Origin of the sequence: Hyalangium versicolor (assembly GCF_020103695.1) — a bacterium.
Lineage (GTDB): Bacteria > Myxococcota > Myxococcia > Myxococcales > Myxococcaceae > Hyalangium > Hyalangium versicolor.
This window is the reverse complement of sequence record NZ_JAHXBF010000034.1, coordinates 31,977-48,994: the sequence shown is the minus strand read 5'-3', so window position 1 is coordinate 48,994 and position 17,018 is coordinate 31,977. Positions and strand designations below refer to the sequence as shown.

The following is a 17,018-nucleotide window of genomic DNA, read 5'->3' as shown; positions in this document are numbered from 1 at the left end:
TGGACGCGTCTTTTGATCTGCGCGAGAACCCCGATCGCGAATGGCGGACATCATCGACCTCACGCTCCTGGCTGACGCTAGGCGCTACCTGCAGAAGCTCCTCGACACGCGCGGGATCACCTACTTCCTCAAGAAGGAAGGGCACCGGCTCTTCCAGCTCGAGCCCGCGAAGGTCGAACTCGTCATGCGGACGGCGATGCGCTCACGCAAGGGCGCGCAGCGGCCTCCGGAGCAGGCGGTGGAGCATTGCCGCGCGGAGATTCGCCGCGAGCTGATCCGCCGCGTCGCCAGTGCGATGCTGCAGACAGGCCTGTGAGCGGCTTCTCCGCGCGCACCGACTTCCCACGGACATGGAACCGCCTGGCGCAGTCCCTGGCCGAGCGAAAGGCTCGAGGCGAGCCCCTGGCGGACCTCACCGAGTCCAATCCCACGCGCGTGGGGCTGCCCCAGCCTGATCCAAGCCTGCTGGCCACACCCACGGCCTTCACCTACGCGCCCGAGCCCCTGGGGCTGCTCTCCGCGCGCGAGGCCGTGGCGCGGCATCTCGCATCTCGCGGCGCGGCCGTCTCGCCCGAGCACCTGATCCTGTCCGCGAGCACCAGCGAGGCGTACGGGTGGCTCTTCAAGTTGCTGTGCGAGCCGGGAGACAACGTGCTCGTCCCGGCACCCAGCTATCCGCTCTTCGAGTACCTCACGCGCCTGGAGAACGTGGAGGTTCGTCCCTACCGCCTGCCACGCGCGCACGGCTTCGGCCTGGACGTGGAAGAAGTGGCGGCGGCGCGTGACGCGTGTAGTCGCGCGGTGCTCGTCGTCAACCCGGGCAACCCCACGGGCCATTACCTCCACGAGGGCGAACTGGCCGCGTTGGCGAAGCTGTGCGTGGACTCGGGGTTGGCGCTGATCTCGGATGAGGTGTTCTCCGACTTTGCCTGGGACACGGAGCCGGATCGCGTGGCCAGGGTGGCGGGGCGTTCGTTGCCGATGCTCACCTTCTCCCTCTCCGGGCTCTCCAAGGTGGCGGGCCTGCCTGGCCTGAAGCTCGGCTGGACGCACGTGAATGGTCCCTCGGTGGCGAGGGACGAAGCCCTGGCGAGGCTGGAGTGGGTGGCGGACACCTTCCTCTCGGTGGGCACGCCGGTGCAGCAGGCCCTGCCAGCGCTCCTGGCGCACGCGCCTCGCTTCCAGGCCGCGCTCCTGGAGCGGGTGAGGGACAACCGACGCCGGCTGGTGGCCGCGCGGCCCTCGGGAGCCACCTGGGACGTGGTGCCCGCGCACGGCGGGTGGAGCGCGGTGCTGCGCATCCCTCGGGAACCCGGCGAGGAGGCCACGTGTCTGGCGCTCCTCGACGCGGGCGTGGCGGTGCAGCCCGGCTACTTCTACGACTTCGCGGGCGGAGCGTTCCTCGTGCTGTCGCTGCTGCCACCCGCGGACGTGTTCGAGGCCGCGCTGGGCCCGCTCGTCCGCGAGCTCGCGCGCTGAGCGGACGTCTCCTCTACGGAGCGGGGATGTTCTCCACGTGCACGAAGGTGCTGCCGGACACCTGCCACAGCTCGGTGGGGGAGGGGGCCTCGCCCGCCTCATCGAACTGGAGGCTGCCGCTGGCTCCCTCCACGTTGATGCTCTGGTTGTTGGCCAGCGCCGTGGCGGCCTCGGTGAAGTTGGAGGAGGTGAGCTGGTACAGAGTGCCGCTCGACATCTTGGTGAGCCCCTCCGCCATTTTCGGGCCCGTCACCGAGCCCGAGGTGCCCTGGCTGTAGGCCACCGCCAGCCCGAACAGGTACATCGAGTCATAGGCGTGCGAGGTGAACGAGAAGTTGGACGGATCCGTGCCGCTGTACGTGGACTCGAAGCGGGACTGGAAGGAGGCGAAGGCCTGGCCTCCGTTCGTCGCTGGCGCGGTGCCATAGGCGTTCTGCACCTGGGTGCGCACTGCCGCGTCATCCAGCAGCGCCACATCCTTGACGCTGTCCGTGAAGAACCACTTGTGTCCCGAGCCGAGCTTGAGGTTGGTCGTGTTGCTCCCGCGCTTGACGATGAGCGACGCGTCATCCTCGAAGCCCACCACCACCGTCAGGTCCGGATCGAACGCGTCCAGCTGCGTCACGCCCTGGGTGATGGAGGGCTCGTCCTTGCGCTTGTAGGGCACGGACTTGACGATCTTCGAGGTGGTGCGCAGCTGCTCGGTGATGACGTTGAAGAGGCCCTGGCCGTAGGGATCGTCCAGGTAGAGCAGGCCGATCTTCGCCGCGCTGTCGAAGCGGGCATCATTGACGAGCAGGTTGGAGATGACCTTGCCCTGGATGACGTCCGAGGGCGCCGTGCGCCACAGCAGGCCCACGCTGCCGCCATTCTTGTCGGCCACGGCGGCCAGCTCGGGCGAGGTGGCGCTGGAGCTCATCGTCAGCACGTTGTTCTTCAGCGTCACGTCCGCCGCCGCCAGCGTCTGGGTGCTGCCGGCCGTCAGCAGCGCGACGATCTTCTTCTCGCTCACCAGCCACTGCGTCTGCACCGCCGTGCGGTTGGCATCGAAGGCGGTGTCGCAGAAGTTCAGGGAGATCTTCTTGCCGGCCGCGCCGCGCTGGTTGATCTCTTCCAGCGCCAGCAGGATGGCGTTGAGCCCCTGAACCTCGGACTCGTCCTTGCCCAGGTCGGGGTTGGTGGCCGAGAGGCTCAAGGGCAGCGCCGCGCCAATCTGCACCGCGTCCGCGGCCGGGTCGCCATAGTGCGTTCCACAGCCGGCCGGCAGCGCCACGCAGAAGTTCTGCGTGCAGACCTGGTTTTCACCGCAGTCGGCGCTGGTGTCACACTCGGACAGGCCGCCTGCGGTGGTGAAGCTGCAGCCCGCGAGCAGGGCCGTGGACAGGGTCAGGATCCCGAACGCACGCATCAGAAGCTCACCTCCACACCGGCCCCGGCGCCACGCGGCGCGAGCGTCATCCGCACCTCGCCCTCCGCCGGAGGGCCTTCCTTGGGATAGACGACGAAGGCGCCAATGGCGGCGGCAATGCCCACGCCGAAGCCGATGTCCGCCAGCAGCGCCTTGCTGCGCGTGTCATCCGCCGCGGTCTGCTTGCTCTCCACGTTGGTGGCCTTGTCGAACGTCTTGCGCGCGTCCCGCGCCTGGAGGCCGAAGAAGATGCCCGCGCCCACGCTGGCGGCGGACAGGCCTCCCAGGCCGAAGGCGACCAGCCGCGAGCGCTTGTAGGAGACCATGGCTCGCTCCTGCTCGGCGGCCTGCTGCTGCCGGACGGCCTCCTCGGCGCGCCGGGCGGTGGCCTGCTCCTCCTCTGCCTTCTTCCGGGCCGCCTCAGCCTCATCCTGCAGGCGCTTGCGCTCGGCCTCGGCGGCGGCGGCGGTCTTCTCCTCCTTCTCGAGGAGCACGCGGATCTGATCGCTGGCGATCGCGGACTTCTTGAGGAGCTGGGGATCCGCCTCCTCGGTCTTGAGCCCCACGTACTGTTGATAGTAGCTGAGCGCCTCGCGCAGGTCTCCCGCGCGCTCGTAGGCGCGGGCGATGTTGTAGATGAGCTTGGGGTTGGGCTGGGCCTCCTGGGCCTTCTTCAGCACCTCGGCGGCCTCGCGATACTTGCCGGCACCGTACAGCCGCTCCCCTTCCTTCACGAGGGCGGCGGGGTTCTTCGAGCCCTTCTGGGCCCACGCCGCGGGAGACGCGAGCACCAGGGCCATCGACACCAGTAAGACCAATCTCATGGCCCCCCAGCCTAGCGCCGAACCCGCCGCCGGGCGAAGTGTCGGGCCACACAAGGGTGGGGAGGACCTGTCCGGGTGGGGGGGCCTTGCAACCCCTTGCATGGGGTTGTCGCGTGGTGCTGCACTGTAGCACTCATGCCGAGTAGCGCCGCGCCGGATGAATCGCACTGCCTGTCGGATGAGCTACTCGCCAGGCTGATCGAGGGTCAGCTGGAGCCCGAGGAGCGCGCCCGGGCGCATCGCCATGCCGCTGAGTGCCCCAACTGCCATGAGTTCCTCGTCACCGTCGTTGCCGGAGAGCTGAGCCAGGAGGCTCACTCCGCCAGTCCCCCCGAGCCCCCTTCCGCGGGTTGGAGGCCTCCCGAGGAGTTCGATGAGTTTCGTCTGGTACGTCCGCTGGGCCGCGGCGCCATGGGCGTCGTCTACCTGGCGCACGACCGCTCCCTCGATCGCCATGTGGCGGTGAAGTTCATCGCCACGCATCAACCCCATACGCGGGATCGCGAGCGCTTACAGACCGAGGCACGCGCGATCGCGCGCCTGCAGCACCCCAATGTCGTCACCGTGTTCCGCATCGGCGAGGTCGGCGGCCTGCCTTACATCGTCTCCGAGTACCTTGTCGGGCACAGCCTGGCGGAGCTGGCCCTGCCCGTCCCTTGGCGACGTGCGCTGGGCCTCGGCATTGGCCTGGCTCGAGGGCTCGCGGCGGCCCACCGCGAGGGCGTGCTTCACCGGGACCTCAAGCCCGACAACGTCCTTCTCACCGCTGCGGGAGAGGTGAAACTGCTCGACTTCGGGCTGGCCGAGCTCCTCGATGCGAGCACGAACGCGGACCCGCGGAACGTGCGCACCGCCGCGGGCACGCCGCGCTACATGGCCCCCGAGCTCTTTCGCGGAATCTCGGCTACCCCGCGAAGCGACCTCTACGCGCTCGGGCTGATCCTGTACGAGTTGTGCACCGGCATGCTGCCGCCGCGGCCTCGCCCCGATCAGCCCCCGGTGGAGGGCGAGCCGCTCCCGTCCGGACTCGCGGAGGGCTCGGAGCTCGCTCACAGCCCTCCGCTCACCGAGCGCGTGCCTGGCATCGACCCCGACTTCGCCTCGCTCATCGAGCGGTGCCTTCGCGTCGAGCCCGATGAGCGCTTTGCCTCGGCCGAGACACTCCGTACCGAGCTCGAGCGGATCGAGCCACTCCACGAGCCGGAGGTGCTCCCCGAAGGAAACCCCTACCGGGGCCTGGCGCCCTTCGAGGCCGAGCACCGCGCTCTCTTCTTCGGACGTGACTCGGACATCCGCGCCGTGATCGAGCGGCTGCGCCGCCAGCCCCTGGTCCTCGTGGCTGGCGACTCGGGCGTGGGCAAGTCCTCGCTGTGCCGCGCCGGCCTCCTGCCCCGCATCGCCCAGGGCGCGCTCGATGGATACCGCGACTTCTCCACCCTCACGCTGGAGCCCGGCCGCCGTCCGCTCGCGGCACTGGCCGCGGCGCTCGCGCCGGTCCTCGGCCAGAGCGAGGCCGAACTCGGGGACCGGCTTGCCGGGACACCGCAATGGCTGGGGCCGACGCTGCGGGCCGTCTACCAGGGGGGACGCGGCCTTGTCCTCTTCGTCGATCAGCTCGAAGAGCTCGTTACCCTCAGCGAGCCAGCCCAGGCCGCGCGCTTCGCCACCCTCCTCGGAGAGCTGGCCCTCCCTGCGGAGGGCGTGCGCGTGCTCCTCGCGGTGCGCGGCGATTTCCTCACGCGCGTCGGTGCGCTGGCGGGCCTGGGAGACCCGGTCGAGCGGGCGCTCTACCTGCTCCGGCCCCTTTCCCCCGAGGGTGTGCGCGAGGCCATCGTCGGTCCCGCACGCAGCCGAGGCGTGGTCTTCGAGTCCGAGGGGCTCCTCCAGACGCTCGTGGAGGCCATGGCCAGCGGCGCAGGCAGCCTGCCGCTGCTCCAGTTCGCCCTGGCCGAGCTGTGGGAGCGCCGCGATCCTGCCAGGGGCTGCATCACCCGGGCGGCGCTCGAGGCCATGGGCGGAGTCGCCGGCGCGCTCTCTCGACACGCGGACGGGGTGCTCTCGCGACTGGAGCCGTCCGCGCAGCACGCCGCACGCGCTCTGCTCGGTCGCCTCATCACCGCGGAGGGCACCCGCATCCAGCGGAGCGAGGAAGAACTGCTCACGGGCTCGGAGCAGGCCCGCGCTGCTTTGCGGGCGCTCGTCGAGGGCCGGCTCCTGCACTCGCGGACCTTGGGCAGCCGGACGAGCTACGAGATCGCCCACGAGGCGCTCATCACGAGCTGGAGCACCCTGCGTCAATGGCTGGACGAGGATGCGGGACAGCGCGCGCTCCGGCAGCGGATCGAAGCGTCAGGCTCTGAGTGGGCGCGACTGGGGCACGCCGAGGAGCTGCTCTGGCGAGGGCGCCAGCTCGACGAGGCCCGTGCTCTCGATAAGGCCTCCCTGGGGACGCGCGAGCAGGCCTTCCTGGAGGCCTCCCAGCGGAGCGTGCGCCGCCAGAGCCTGCGTCGTGGGCTCGCCGCACTCCTCCTGGTGCTCGCGGTAGGGAGCACCTACGGCGCTCTGCGCTTGTGGGAGTCCTGGAAGACGAAGCGCTTCGTCGAAACCCAACTGAGCGAGGCTCGGATCGCGTTCGACCAGGGGCGCGCGCTGAGCCGGAACGCGAGTGCCAGCCGCGAGAAGGCGCTGGCACTCTTCAACGGCCAGGAAGTCCCCCGCTCCGACAAGAGTCTGACACCCGGGGAACTCTGGGCCCGTGCCGAGGCGACCTGGGACCAGGCACTCAACGAGCTGGCACAGGCCGATGCCCACTACGCCAGAGGTGAAGGCGCCCTCGATGACGCGCTCGAGCGCATCCATGAGCACGCCGAGGTGCGTCGGCTCCTTATCGAGCTCATCTATGAGCGCATCCGGCTCGCCGAGCAGTTCCATCGGACCGCCGAGCGCACTCGGCTCATCCAGCGCTTCGAGCGGCTGACGCTTCGGGACACGGAGTGGCAGGGCCGACTCGACATACCGGCTGAGCTCGAACTCGTCACGGATCCGCCGGGAGCCCGGGTGGGCCTCGTTCGCTACGAGGAGGATGACAAGGGGGTACGGCGGCCCAAACCGATGCCCGACCCTGGTGTGCGGGTGACGAACCCTTTCGCCCGAGTGGCCCTCCCCGCCGGTTCCTACCTCCTCCACTTCACGAAAGAGGGCCAGGCCCCGGTCGATCTGCCCCTCTTGCTCGAGCGAGGTCAGCACGAGCGGATCCGCCTGGCACTTCCGGCCGCCCGGCAGGTGCCCGAGGGCTATGTCTACGTTCCGCCTGGGTGTTTCCTCGCTGGCAGCGCGGATCCGGAAGAGCTGCGGGAGTTCCTCCTCAGCGCGCCGCTGCACACGCAATGTCTCCAGGAAGGCTATCTCATCGGGCAGAGCGAGGTGACCCTGGGAGACTGGGTGGAGTACCTCGACACGCTGCCGGAGCAGTCGCCTCAACGGCAGATCCTCGCGACACTGCCTGGCACTGTCGGCAGTGCACTCCGGCTCTGGAAAGAGCCTGACGGGCTCTGGAGCTTCTCCCTCCGGTTGGAGAAGAGTGGGAAGGTCCTCACGGCACCTGCCGGTAGACCCGTGCACTATCCCGGCCGGAGCCATCGCAGCGATCAAGACTGGCTCCGCTTTCCGCTGGCAGGGGTCTCCGCCGAGGACCTCAAGGGCTACTTCGAGTGGCTCGACCGCTCCGGGCGCCTGCCTGGGGCGCGCCTCTGCCGAGAGCACGAGTGGACGCGTGCCGCGCGGGGCGCCGACGATCGCAGGTACCCTCACGGAAACCAGCTCGAGAAGGACGATGCCAACATCGATCTGACCTACGGCCCCGAGCCCGACAATCGGGGGCCAGACATGGTCGGTGCGCATCCGGCCTCCGCGAGTCCCTTCGGACTGCTCGACATGGCGGGGAACGTCTTCGAGCTCACCGAGCCTGCGGTGCCGGACATCGGCGACGTCGTCCTGCGAGGGGGCGCCTGGTACTACGGGAGCGTCGGCACGCTGGTCGCCAACCGCCAGGCCTTCCAGTCTACGTTCCGCGACGCTCGCGTTGGCGTCCGCTTGTGCGCCTCTCTTCCTCTTCCGCAGAAGCCCTCTGGAGGCACTCCATGAAACAACACATCCTGGTCCTCGCCTGCCTCGCGGGTGGCACGTCCGCATACGCCGACGCGCCCCAACCTCCGAAGCCGCAGGCCCGCTCCCGGCCCCAGCCCTGCCAGGGCCAGACCCCCGACCGCAGCGTGTGGCCCAACGGCACGTTGCTGTGGGGCAACGCGCGCAAGGTGGCCACGGATGAAACCAGCACCCAGCTGGCCTCGGTCGACCTCGCCTCCGCGAAGCTTGGCGCCACGACGATCAAGGGCCTGCGCCTTCAGGACGGGCACCTGGAGGTGCCGAAGCGTGCGTCCAAGGAACTCGTGGGTGCCGTGCTCCAGGGTGCGGCGAGCGACGGCCAGCCGGTGGAGGTCGCCCTGTGCGGCGCCGAGCCAGCGGCCCAGGATCCGGCGATGGAGTGGTACCGCATCGAGATCTGGAACGCGCAGGCCGAGTCATGGGCGAACCCATGCCTCGCCACCACCGAGGTGCCAGCACCGCGGGCGCTGGCAGTGCGGGGCGTCTGGGATGGGAAGGGCGCGCACCTCACGGTGGCGGACAGGTTCACCTTCGCGTGTGAGAACGGTGCCATCGCCAAGTGCATTACCTGGGGCTACAAGCCCTGGGCGAAGAAGGACGGGCGCTCCCTGGAGGAGCTGCACCAGGCGTGCACGCGCATGGTTCGCGCCGACTACTGCGGCGATGGGCACACCCACACTCGCGAGAACAGCCCCATCGACGTCTACGATGGCCTGGGAGTGCTCGCTCGCACGACGGAGCCGTCGAAGAGCTGGGATCCGAAGCAGGCCTCCTTCGAAGCGGCATGGGGCCCCGAGGGAGCGCGGTGTCTTTCTCGAGCACGTGACGGTCAGGCCGTGGAGATGATCCTGAGCCAGTGCCCCGAGCGCTTCGAGGCCGTGAAGACCGACCTTGGGGAGGGCGACCGCTGCTCCGTGCGTCGCAAGGGTGCCCCCACGGAAGGGGCGCTGCTGCGAAACCACTCGTACGGCCGCTAGACTGGCTGGGAGGCTTGTCCCTCTGGGGGTTGCATGCAGCGAGCGGTCCCGACGGTAGCGCTCATCATGGTGTGCTGTGCCGCATGTGCGACGGTGGAGCCAGCACCACCGGACGCACGGCTCATCGAGGCGCAGAAGGCCTTTGACGAGGGACAGAGGCTCGGGGAGACGGGGAAGTACTCAGAGGCGATACCGCTCGTCGAGCACGCGCTGGAGCTGCGAGAAGCCGCGCTTGGCGGCACACATCCGTCGGTGGGCCATTGTCTCAATCTGCTCGGTGACCTCCATCGCCTGGAGGCGGATTACGTCCGAGCGGAATCCCTCCTTCAGCGTGCGCTCGCCATTCTGGAAGCAGCCCACGGCAAGCAACATCCCGACGTCGCTCAATCGCTCCACAATCTGGCCGCTCTGTACGAAGACCAGGGGCAACACGCGCGAGCCGAGTCTCTGTATGAACGTGCGCTCGCCATTCGTGAAGTGACCCTCGGCCCGCAGCATCCCGATGTCGCTCAGACGCTCAATGGTCTCGGCGTTCTCCACGAAGTCCAAGGGGACTACGCTCGCGCCGAGCAACTGCATGAGCGCGCGCTCGCGATTCGGGAAGCCACCTTCGGCCCACAACATTCCCTCGTTGCTGAATCGCTCGGCAACCTCGCCGTGCTCCACGATGAGCAGGGGGACTTCGTGCGCGCCGAGCCCCTCTACAAGCGAGCGCTCGCCATGGAGGAAGCGACTCTCGGTCCACAGCATCCCCGCGTCGCCCTCTCGCTCAACAACCTGGGGATGCTCTACAAGAGCCAAGGGAACTACGCGCGCGCCGAGCCTCTGTATCAGCGCGCGCTCGCCATTCGTGAAGTGACCCTCGGTCCGCGACATCCCGATGTCGCTCAATCACTCAACAACCTGGCCCGCCTCTACGATGACCAGGGGAACTACGCGCGCGCCGAGGCTCTGTATGAGCGCGCGCTCGCCATCTATCAAGCAACTCTTGGCGAGGATCATCCCAGGCTTGCCGTCCCTCTCAACAATCTGGCGTCTATCTACAAGCTCCAGGCGGACTACGCGCGCGCTGAACCCCTGTTTGCGCGCGCACTCGCCATCTCTGAAGCAGCGCTCGGCAAGCAACATCCCAACGTTGCCTCCTTGCTCAACAACATGGCCAGTCTCTACCAGGACCAAGGAGACCCTGCGCGCGCCGAGCCCCTCTACGAGCGCGCGCTCACCATCCGGCAAGCAGCCCTTGGTGAGAAACATCCCATGGTTGCGCACTCGCTCAACAACCTCGCCAGGCTCTACCAGTCCCAGGGGGATTTCACGCGCGCCAGGCCTCTCTATGAGCGCGCCATCGGCATTCTGGAAGCCACCCTCGGCCCGCAACATCCTGACGTGGCTCGGGGCCTCGCCAACCTCGCCAGTCTCTACAAGACCCAGGGAGATTACGCGCGTGCCGAGCCCCTCTATGAGCGCGCGCTCGCCATTCGGAAGGCAGCCCTGGGCGAGCAACATCCCGACGTCGCCAGCTCTCTCAACACCCTTGCTGAGCTCTACCAGGCCCAAGGGAACTCCGCGCGCGCCGAGCCCTTGTATGAGCGTGCGATCACCCTTCGGGAGGCGACTCTCGGCAAGGACCATCCCGACGTCGCCATCTCGCTCGAGGGGCTTGCCCGGCTACGCCTTGCTCAGCAGCGCCTCGGCGATGCAATGCCGCTCTTCGAGCGGGCCTTCGCCATCTCCGAGCAGCATCTGCGCAAGGAGGTCTACGGCTTCTCGGAGGCTCGGCTGGCCAATGCACTGTACCTGCTGCGCATGGGCGAGGAACGCCTCTACGAACTCGCTCGCTCACATCCCGAGAATGCACAGGTTCGCCACCTCGCGCTCACGGCCGCGCTCCTGCGCAAGGGCCGCTCCGTCGAAGAGATCGCTAACACGTCGCGCATCGTCTATCGCGGACTGGGACAGGAGGAGCGGGCCACCTTCGAGCGCCTGCGCGCCCTGCGCACCCTGTTCTCCAACCTGTCCCTGGCGGGGCCCGGCAAGCTCTCCGCCGACGCCTACCAGCAGCGCCTTCAAGAGCTGGCAGACCAGGGTGACGCCCTCGAAGCGGAGCTTGCCAGGCGCTCGGCTCCCCTGCGTGCGCTTCGTGCGCTCCCCCCTCCCTCTGAAGTCATGGACCGGGTTGCCTCCACCCTTCCCAAGGACGGCGCTCTCGTTGAGTTTGTCTCCTACAGAGCTCCCCCTCTCGTCCCCAACCCTGGCGCCGCAGCTCCGAGCCAGCCGCGCTACCTGGCGCTCCTGCTGTTCTCCGATGGACGCACCCAGGCTCTGGATCTCGGCCCAGCCGCACGCATTGACGCCGCCGCCCTGAGGCTGCGTGACACGCTCGCGAGCAATTCCTTTTCCTACCTGCCTGAGGCCCAGGCACTCCATGCACTCGCCTTCCAGCCTCTGGTACCGAGGCTCGGCAAGGTGCAGCGTCTCTTCCTCTCTCCCGACGGGCAGCTCTCGCTCGTTCCCTTCGCTGCACTCCACGATGGTCGTAGCTTCCTCGTGGATGCTTGGAACATCACCTATCTCACTTCTGGCAAGGAGCTTCTGCCTCGCTCCGAGAACCTCGATCCCTCCCATTCCGTGATCGTCCTGGCGGATCCGGATTTCGGCTCACTCGCTGCCGCACCTCTGCCGATCTCGCAGAGCACACCCGCCTCAACGAGGCGCTCCGCCTCGCTCGAGCGTTTCTTCTCCACGTTGCGCGCGGACTTCGCGGACCGGCCTGTTCCGCCACTGCCCGGCACTCGGAAGGAAGCCGAGTCCATCCGTCGTCTGCTGCCGCAGGCGCGGCTCCTGCTCGGCAGCGCTGCCAGCAAGGAGGCGCTCATGAAACTCGCCACTCCAGGCATCCTCCACATCGCCACGCACGGCTTCTTCCTCGAGGATGCTGCCGCCCCTGCTGCCACACGCGCGGTGGTCCAACCGGGAGGTCTTGCTGAAAGCAGTCCCCTTCAGCTCCCCCCTGACCCGTTGCTTCGCTCCGGCCTGGTGCTCGCGGGGGCTCACGCCACGGCGACCGGGCCGGGCCCGCAGCGCCGCGAGGACTCCCTCGTCACAGCGCTCGAGTTGGCGGGCTTGGACCTCTGGGGCACCCAGTTGGTGGTGCTCTCTGCCTGTGACACCGGCCGTGGCAACGTCAAGCCGGGCCAGGGGGTCTATGGCCTTCGTCGTGCCCTGGTTGTCGCTGGGACGGAAACCCTCGTCACCAGCCTGTGGAAGGTCAACGACGAGGCGACGCAGGAGCTCATGGAGGGCTACTACCGCCACATGGTGGCGGGCCTCGGTCGTACGAGCGCCCTCCGTGAGGCCATGAAGGAGCTGCGCCGCAAGCGGCCTCATCCCCACTTCTGGGCAGCATTCATCGCCCTGGGTCGGGATGAACCCCTTCAGGGGCTGGCCCCGGCCCTCCAGGCGCCAACAGCTCCCTGAGGGGCACTGAAAAGAATCTCTGCATAGCTCGACCGCACCCCCCCGTCCCCCCAGTGAAACGTCATCCCTGGAGGGGCCATGAAATACATCGGTGTGTGGGCACAGCCTTTGCTACTCGCGGCGGTGATCGTTGGATGGATGGGGGGCTGCGGTCTTGCTCCCCAGGAACCGTCCCCCTCCTCGCCGGAAGCAGAGATTCCATCCGCGCAGCTCCCTTCGGCAGAGGAGCCTCCTCCTTCGTCCGAGGATGGCGAACTTCCCGAGTCGCAGGATGTGGACATCGTGCCCAGCACTCCGCCGGAGATCCTGGAGGCCTGGCAGTCCGCCTCCGCGACACCGGAAGGCGGAACGGTCACCCTCCGAGTGAGCGCCCGTCCGCCGCGCGAGGGCATCCTCGAATTCTCCTGGAAGAGCCAGGCCGGTTCCTTCAGCGCCCCGAGCAACACCGCCACGGCGAGCGAGATCCGCTGGACGGCTCCCGGCTGTGGAACGGGCCTCGCCACGCATACCCTCCAGGTCTCGATTCGGGATTCCTCGGGCCTCTCCACCTCGACGGTCTTCACGATCTCCGGGGCCTGTCCTCGGTGGGTCTCCACGGGAGACATGGTGATGGCCCGGCATGACCACGTGGCCAGCGTGCTGCCCTCGGGCAAGGTGCTGGTCACCGGCCGCTATGCCGCGGATGGGCCCGCCAGCGTCGAGGAGTACGATCCGGCGACCCATACCTGGTCTTCCAAGGGCGACATGCATCAGGTTCGCAGGGGACACACGGCCAGCGTGCTGCCCTCGGGCCAGGTGCTGGTGGCCGGTGGGTACAACGTCGCCGACGGCACGCTCCGAAGCGCGGAGCTGTACGAACCGGCGGCCCCCAGCGCTTCAGCCTGGTCTCCAGCGGGCAACATGGCCGAGCTCCGCACCGCGCACACCGCGACGGTGTTGCCCTCGGGCAAGGTGCTCATTGCAGGCGGATTCGGAGTCGGTGGCGCGCTGGCCAGCGCGGAGCTGTATGACGGCGCCACTCCGGAGAAGTGGACCCGCACGGGCTCCATGGCAACGGGGCGCTACGGGCACACGGCGACCCTGCTGCCTTCGGGTAAGGTGCTGATTGTGGGCGGCTACGGCCCCCGGGGTGAGCTGGCTGACGCGGAGCTCTATGACCCGGTGATGGACTCCTGGGCGCCGGCGGGCGCTCCGTCCGCGACGGGCCGTGCCTACCATACGGCCACGCTGCTCCCCTCGGGACACGTCCTGGTGGCGGGGGGAGACACCGCCGAGGTGGCGCTCTACGATTCCACCTCTGGCCGCTGGTCGCAGGTGGGCTCCCTAGCCGCCGCCCGTGCTCATCACACCGCGACGCTGCTGCCTTCGGGAAAGGTGTTGGTGGTGGGGGGAATGAGCGCCATCTCCCTCGCGACCACGGAGGTGTATGACCCGGTGTCCCAGATCTGGTCGCCCTTCGTTCCCCTGGGTGCGGCTCGTTCCCACCACACCGCTTGTCTGCTGCCCTCGGGTCAGGTGTTGGTGGCGGGAGGTCATACGAGCAGCAGCCCCCTGACCAGCGCGGAGCTGCTCGAGCTGTAGGGCTGCTCAGCGCCTCTCCTCCTTCTCGTCCTCCTTCAGGAGCTGGCTCATGCTCACCTCGAACCGGCTCTTGATTACATCCATGAGACTGTCGAACTCCTGGGACGAGAGGCGGAGGCGCTCCTGGAGGTGGCGCTTCGTCTCCTCGTACACCTGCTCTCGGGCCTCCTTGAGCCACCGGGAGATGGTCGACTGATCCTTGTCGAACAGCGCCCCCATCCGGGTCGTCGGCAGCCGATCGATGAAATGCAGCCGGAGCAGGTATCGCTGCTCGCTCGACAGCGCGGCAAAGGCCTCCCGCACCGCCTGGCGAAATTCATGGCGGTAGCGGCGCTTGATGAGCTCGAGCTCCGTGTCCGTCTCCGAGGCCGGCATGGCCTCGAGCGCCGCAAGGGCCCCCTCATCCGAAGTTTCTCGGGTCGTGACGCCCTGACTGAGGGCCAGGCGCACGGCGACGACGCGCATCCAGATCAGCAGCGCCCCACGGCCCGAGTACCTGGCGAGCCGCAATCCACCGTCGGGCGTGGGAATCAGGAGATGGGAGCGGACCTTCTGGCAGAGGTCATCGAGGGCCGGGGCTGGCAGCTTGAGGTAGCCCAGCAACCCCGGGAGCTTCGCCAGGTAGTTCCGCTCCAGCGCATCGAGGGCGCCTGGGACTGCGTTCACGCAGGCACACGCCAGATAAAGGCCTTCCAGGTCCAGCGGCTGGAGCTGCGGCTCGAGTGAGCCCGTATCGGAATCCTCGGGCAACAGCCGGAGCAGGTGGGGGATGAAGGTGTCTGCGGGGAGGTCGATCTGGGGCCACCGGCGCCGCCCCGTCTCCCATGCGCGGCGAAGCGCGGGCTCGAACTCCGAGGCATGCGTGGGGTGCTGAGCCATCGTGAGGGTCCTGTCTTGTGGGTTCGAAGCCTACCGTCTGCCTTGACTGGAGGCGATCTCCCAGGAACAGAGGCCAACGCTCTGCGTGACGCCGTCCACGCGTGGAACGTCGGACTTCCACGCGTGGAAACGCCCGCCCCCGGTCTCGGAACGCGGGCTTCCCAGGCCTGAGCGCTCGGGAAGTGCAGTCCCCGGAGCGTGGCCCTCGTGTTGCAGACCGGAGCCGCGAGTCCGCGCTCACGGCGCGAACCCCAACAACTTCAACTTCGGAGGGCGCACCTCATGGGTTTTCTATCTGATTTCGAGTGGAAGTCTCTCGTCAGCGGGGGCATCAAGGCAGGCGTGACGGGCGTGGTCGCTGGCTCTGTCACCTACGCCCTGGCCTGGACGCTCGATTCCGTCTTCGGCCTCGAGGTGGGCAAGCCAGGCCGAGTCGATCAGAAGAACCAGATGATCGAGCAGCTCCAGGAGATCAACTCCGAGATCACGGACATCAACGACAGCCTTCAGCAGATCGAGACCTCACTGGCCAACCTCAACGCGACGATGTCCACGGACTTCGAGAAGACGCTCGCAGCCATCGCCACCGCCAACGTCCTCCAGGCCGTCTCCGAGATCGAATCCGCCTGGCAGAGCCTGGCGTCCCTGGTGGCCAACACGATCACCAACGGCTCCACTCCGGATGGCAGCACCGACGACTTCATCACACAGGCCTTGCAGGTCAATGACATCCAGACGCAGTTGAACCTGATCACCAACAGCATGCTGCCCATGGGGGCGTCCTCGCCAGGGCTGATCGACACCTGGACCACGACCCTCATCCTCCAGATGCAGCAGGGCGCGAAGCTGAGGGATTCCTATCTCTGGTTGGAGCAGAGCTTCCTGCAGTACATCCACTACCTTTTCCTGGGCCACAGCCTGATGGTGGCCATCAAGATTCAGCAGGGGTGGGTGGAGGGCAATACCCTCTCGGAGAACGAGGCCGCCGCCCAGAACATCGGCAACAACTACATGAGCAAGTTCGCCGGGCCGAACCTGGCGGCGGTCAGCCAGATGTTCCTGCAGAGCGTGCACCGGCTGATCCTCTCGCAGTACATGGTGCCGAACGCGTCCAAGACGGACTTCCTGCCCTTCGCCAGCCAGGAGGACGTGGACTTCATCCTCGGTCGCGCCAACCTGGCCTGCTGGCTCATCAACCGCGGCTCCGAGGATGCGGCCAATCCGGGCATCCTGCTCACCTCGTATCTGCGGCCCTCGCAGGTGGGCAGCGCGGCGCCCTCGCTCTCTCCAGGCTCTTCCTGGCCCTCGAGCAGCGGCACGCTCTTCACCCTGGAGTACGGCTACGACACGCAGTGGTACAAGGTGATCGACTCGGTCAACGGAGATGTCACCCAGCTGCGCGACATCAAGGACAGCAACATCCTCATCGCCAACTACGCCTGGAGCACTCCCACTCCGGCCGTGGGCAAGGCGGTCTCCTCCAGCGCTCCGTTCTCGCGGGTGGTGCCCCAGTACTACGACAAGACTTCGCTGAGCCCCGTGTCGACAGCCAGCGACAACACCGTGGTGTACGGCTACACCACGGACATGAGCGCGATCGTGGCGAACCTCCTGTGGAGCTCTCCCTGGAAGTTGAATGGCTCCAGCAACACCACGGTCCACAAGAACGATGACTCCTCGAAGATCACGATGCTGCAGTACACCGTGGGAGTCAGTCCGAGCGGTGGCACCATCAGCCTCAATTCCCACCTGATGGTCACCGGGGACTACAAGGATGACGCGCAGACCTTCTCGAACTCGCTGAGCTTCCCGCTGACCTACAAGGGGAGCAGCTCCAGCTCGATTTTCGTCCTGTGCAACGCCCAGATGAACTCCAAGGTCAGCCCGGGTGGAGCGCCGGCCGGCTACTCACCGGTGCCCATGCAGGTGAGCAGCTGGGGCGAGGTGCCCAACAGTCAGAACGTCACCGGCACCTACAGCCTCTCCACGCCCGAGGACAATGATCCGCCTGTGACGTCGAGCTACACCATGAACTACTTCCAAACCATCACGGTGAGCGCCAACGAGAACGTCTCCCCCACCTTCGATGTGAGCTCCACGGCGCAGCAGCAGGACTGGTACAAGAACTACAACAACGGGTACAACAACGACAACGCCAGCAACGGCACCATCACCTGGCAGGTGTCACGGGTGCAGGTGGCCTGGCCCCAGCCCCAGGTCTCCTGAGTC

At 67.5% G+C, this 17,018-nt stretch carries 10 protein-coding genes; 7 read left to right on the top strand and 3 right to left on the bottom strand.

What is annotated here, in order from left to right:
* Positions 1-40: 40 nt before the first annotated feature.
* Positions 41-316: a hypothetical protein gene (locus KY501_RS45370; RefSeq protein ID WP_224370995.1), complete on the top strand. Its 276-nt coding sequence runs from the start codon at positions 41-43 to the stop codon at positions 314-316.
* The gene (locus KY501_RS45365; RefSeq protein WP_224370993.1) at positions 313-1,479 is read left to right on the top strand and encodes a pyridoxal phosphate-dependent aminotransferase; all 1,167 of its coding nucleotides are present in this window, start codon (positions 313-315) and stop codon (positions 1,477-1,479) included. The genes KY501_RS45370 and KY501_RS45365 overlap by 4 nt, the downstream gene beginning before the upstream one ends.
* Before the next feature lie 13 nt (positions 1,480-1,492).
* Here the strand turns inward: KY501_RS45365 and KY501_RS45360 are convergent, their stop codons facing one another.
* Positions 1,493-2,887, bottom strand: a complete 1,395-nt coding sequence (locus KY501_RS45360; RefSeq protein WP_224370991.1) for an ABC transporter substrate-binding protein — start codon at positions 2,885-2,887, stop codon at positions 1,493-1,495.
* Positions 2,887-3,711 (bottom strand): tetratricopeptide repeat protein, encoded by an 825-nt coding sequence (locus tag KY501_RS45355; protein WP_224370989.1) that lies wholly within the window; start codon positions 3,709-3,711, stop codon positions 2,887-2,889. The genes KY501_RS45360 and KY501_RS45355 overlap by 1 nt, the downstream gene beginning before the upstream one ends.
* Before the next feature lie 135 nt (positions 3,712-3,846).
* Here KY501_RS45355 and KY501_RS45350 point away from each other — a divergent pair, with 135 nt between their 5' ends.
* The 4 genes from KY501_RS45350 to KY501_RS45335 all read left to right on the top strand — a co-directional run bounded on the left by KY501_RS45350 (position 3,847) and on the right by KY501_RS45335 (position 13,910).
* Positions 3,847-7,854, top strand: a complete 4,008-nt coding sequence (locus KY501_RS45350; RefSeq protein WP_224370987.1) for a bifunctional serine/threonine-protein kinase/formylglycine-generating enzyme family protein — start codon at positions 3,847-3,849, stop codon at positions 7,852-7,854.
* Positions 7,851-8,852: an ADYC domain-containing protein gene (locus tag KY501_RS45345; protein ID WP_224370985.1), complete on the top strand. Its 1,002-nt coding sequence runs from the start codon at positions 7,851-7,853 to the stop codon at positions 8,850-8,852. The genes KY501_RS45350 and KY501_RS45345 overlap by 4 nt, the downstream gene beginning before the upstream one ends.
* Positions 8,853-8,885: 33 nt before the next feature.
* Entirely contained in the window at positions 8,886-12,329 is a 3,444-nt protein-coding gene (locus KY501_RS45340; protein ID WP_224370983.1) for a CHAT domain-containing tetratricopeptide repeat protein, read from the top strand.
* Between the two features lie 78 nt (positions 12,330-12,407).
* Positions 12,408-13,910, top strand: coding sequence for a Kelch repeat-containing protein (locus tag KY501_RS45335; RefSeq protein WP_224370981.1), 1,503 nt, complete (start codon positions 12,408-12,410; stop codon positions 13,908-13,910).
* A 6-nt stretch (positions 13,911-13,916) separates the two neighbouring features.
* Here KY501_RS45335 and KY501_RS45330 read toward each other — a convergent pair whose 3' ends face one another.
* A complete protein-coding gene (locus KY501_RS45330) occupies positions 13,917-14,789 on the bottom strand; it encodes a sigma-70 family RNA polymerase sigma factor (protein WP_224370979.1) in 873 nt (290 codons plus the stop codon).
* A gap of 282 nt (positions 14,790-15,071) precedes the next feature.
* Here KY501_RS45330 and KY501_RS45325 point away from each other — a divergent pair, with 282 nt between their 5' ends.
* Positions 15,072-17,015, top strand: a complete 1,944-nt coding sequence (locus KY501_RS45325) for a hypothetical protein (protein WP_224370977.1) — start codon at positions 15,072-15,074, stop codon at positions 17,013-17,015.
* The last annotated feature ends 3 nt before the right edge of the window (positions 17,016-17,018 follow it).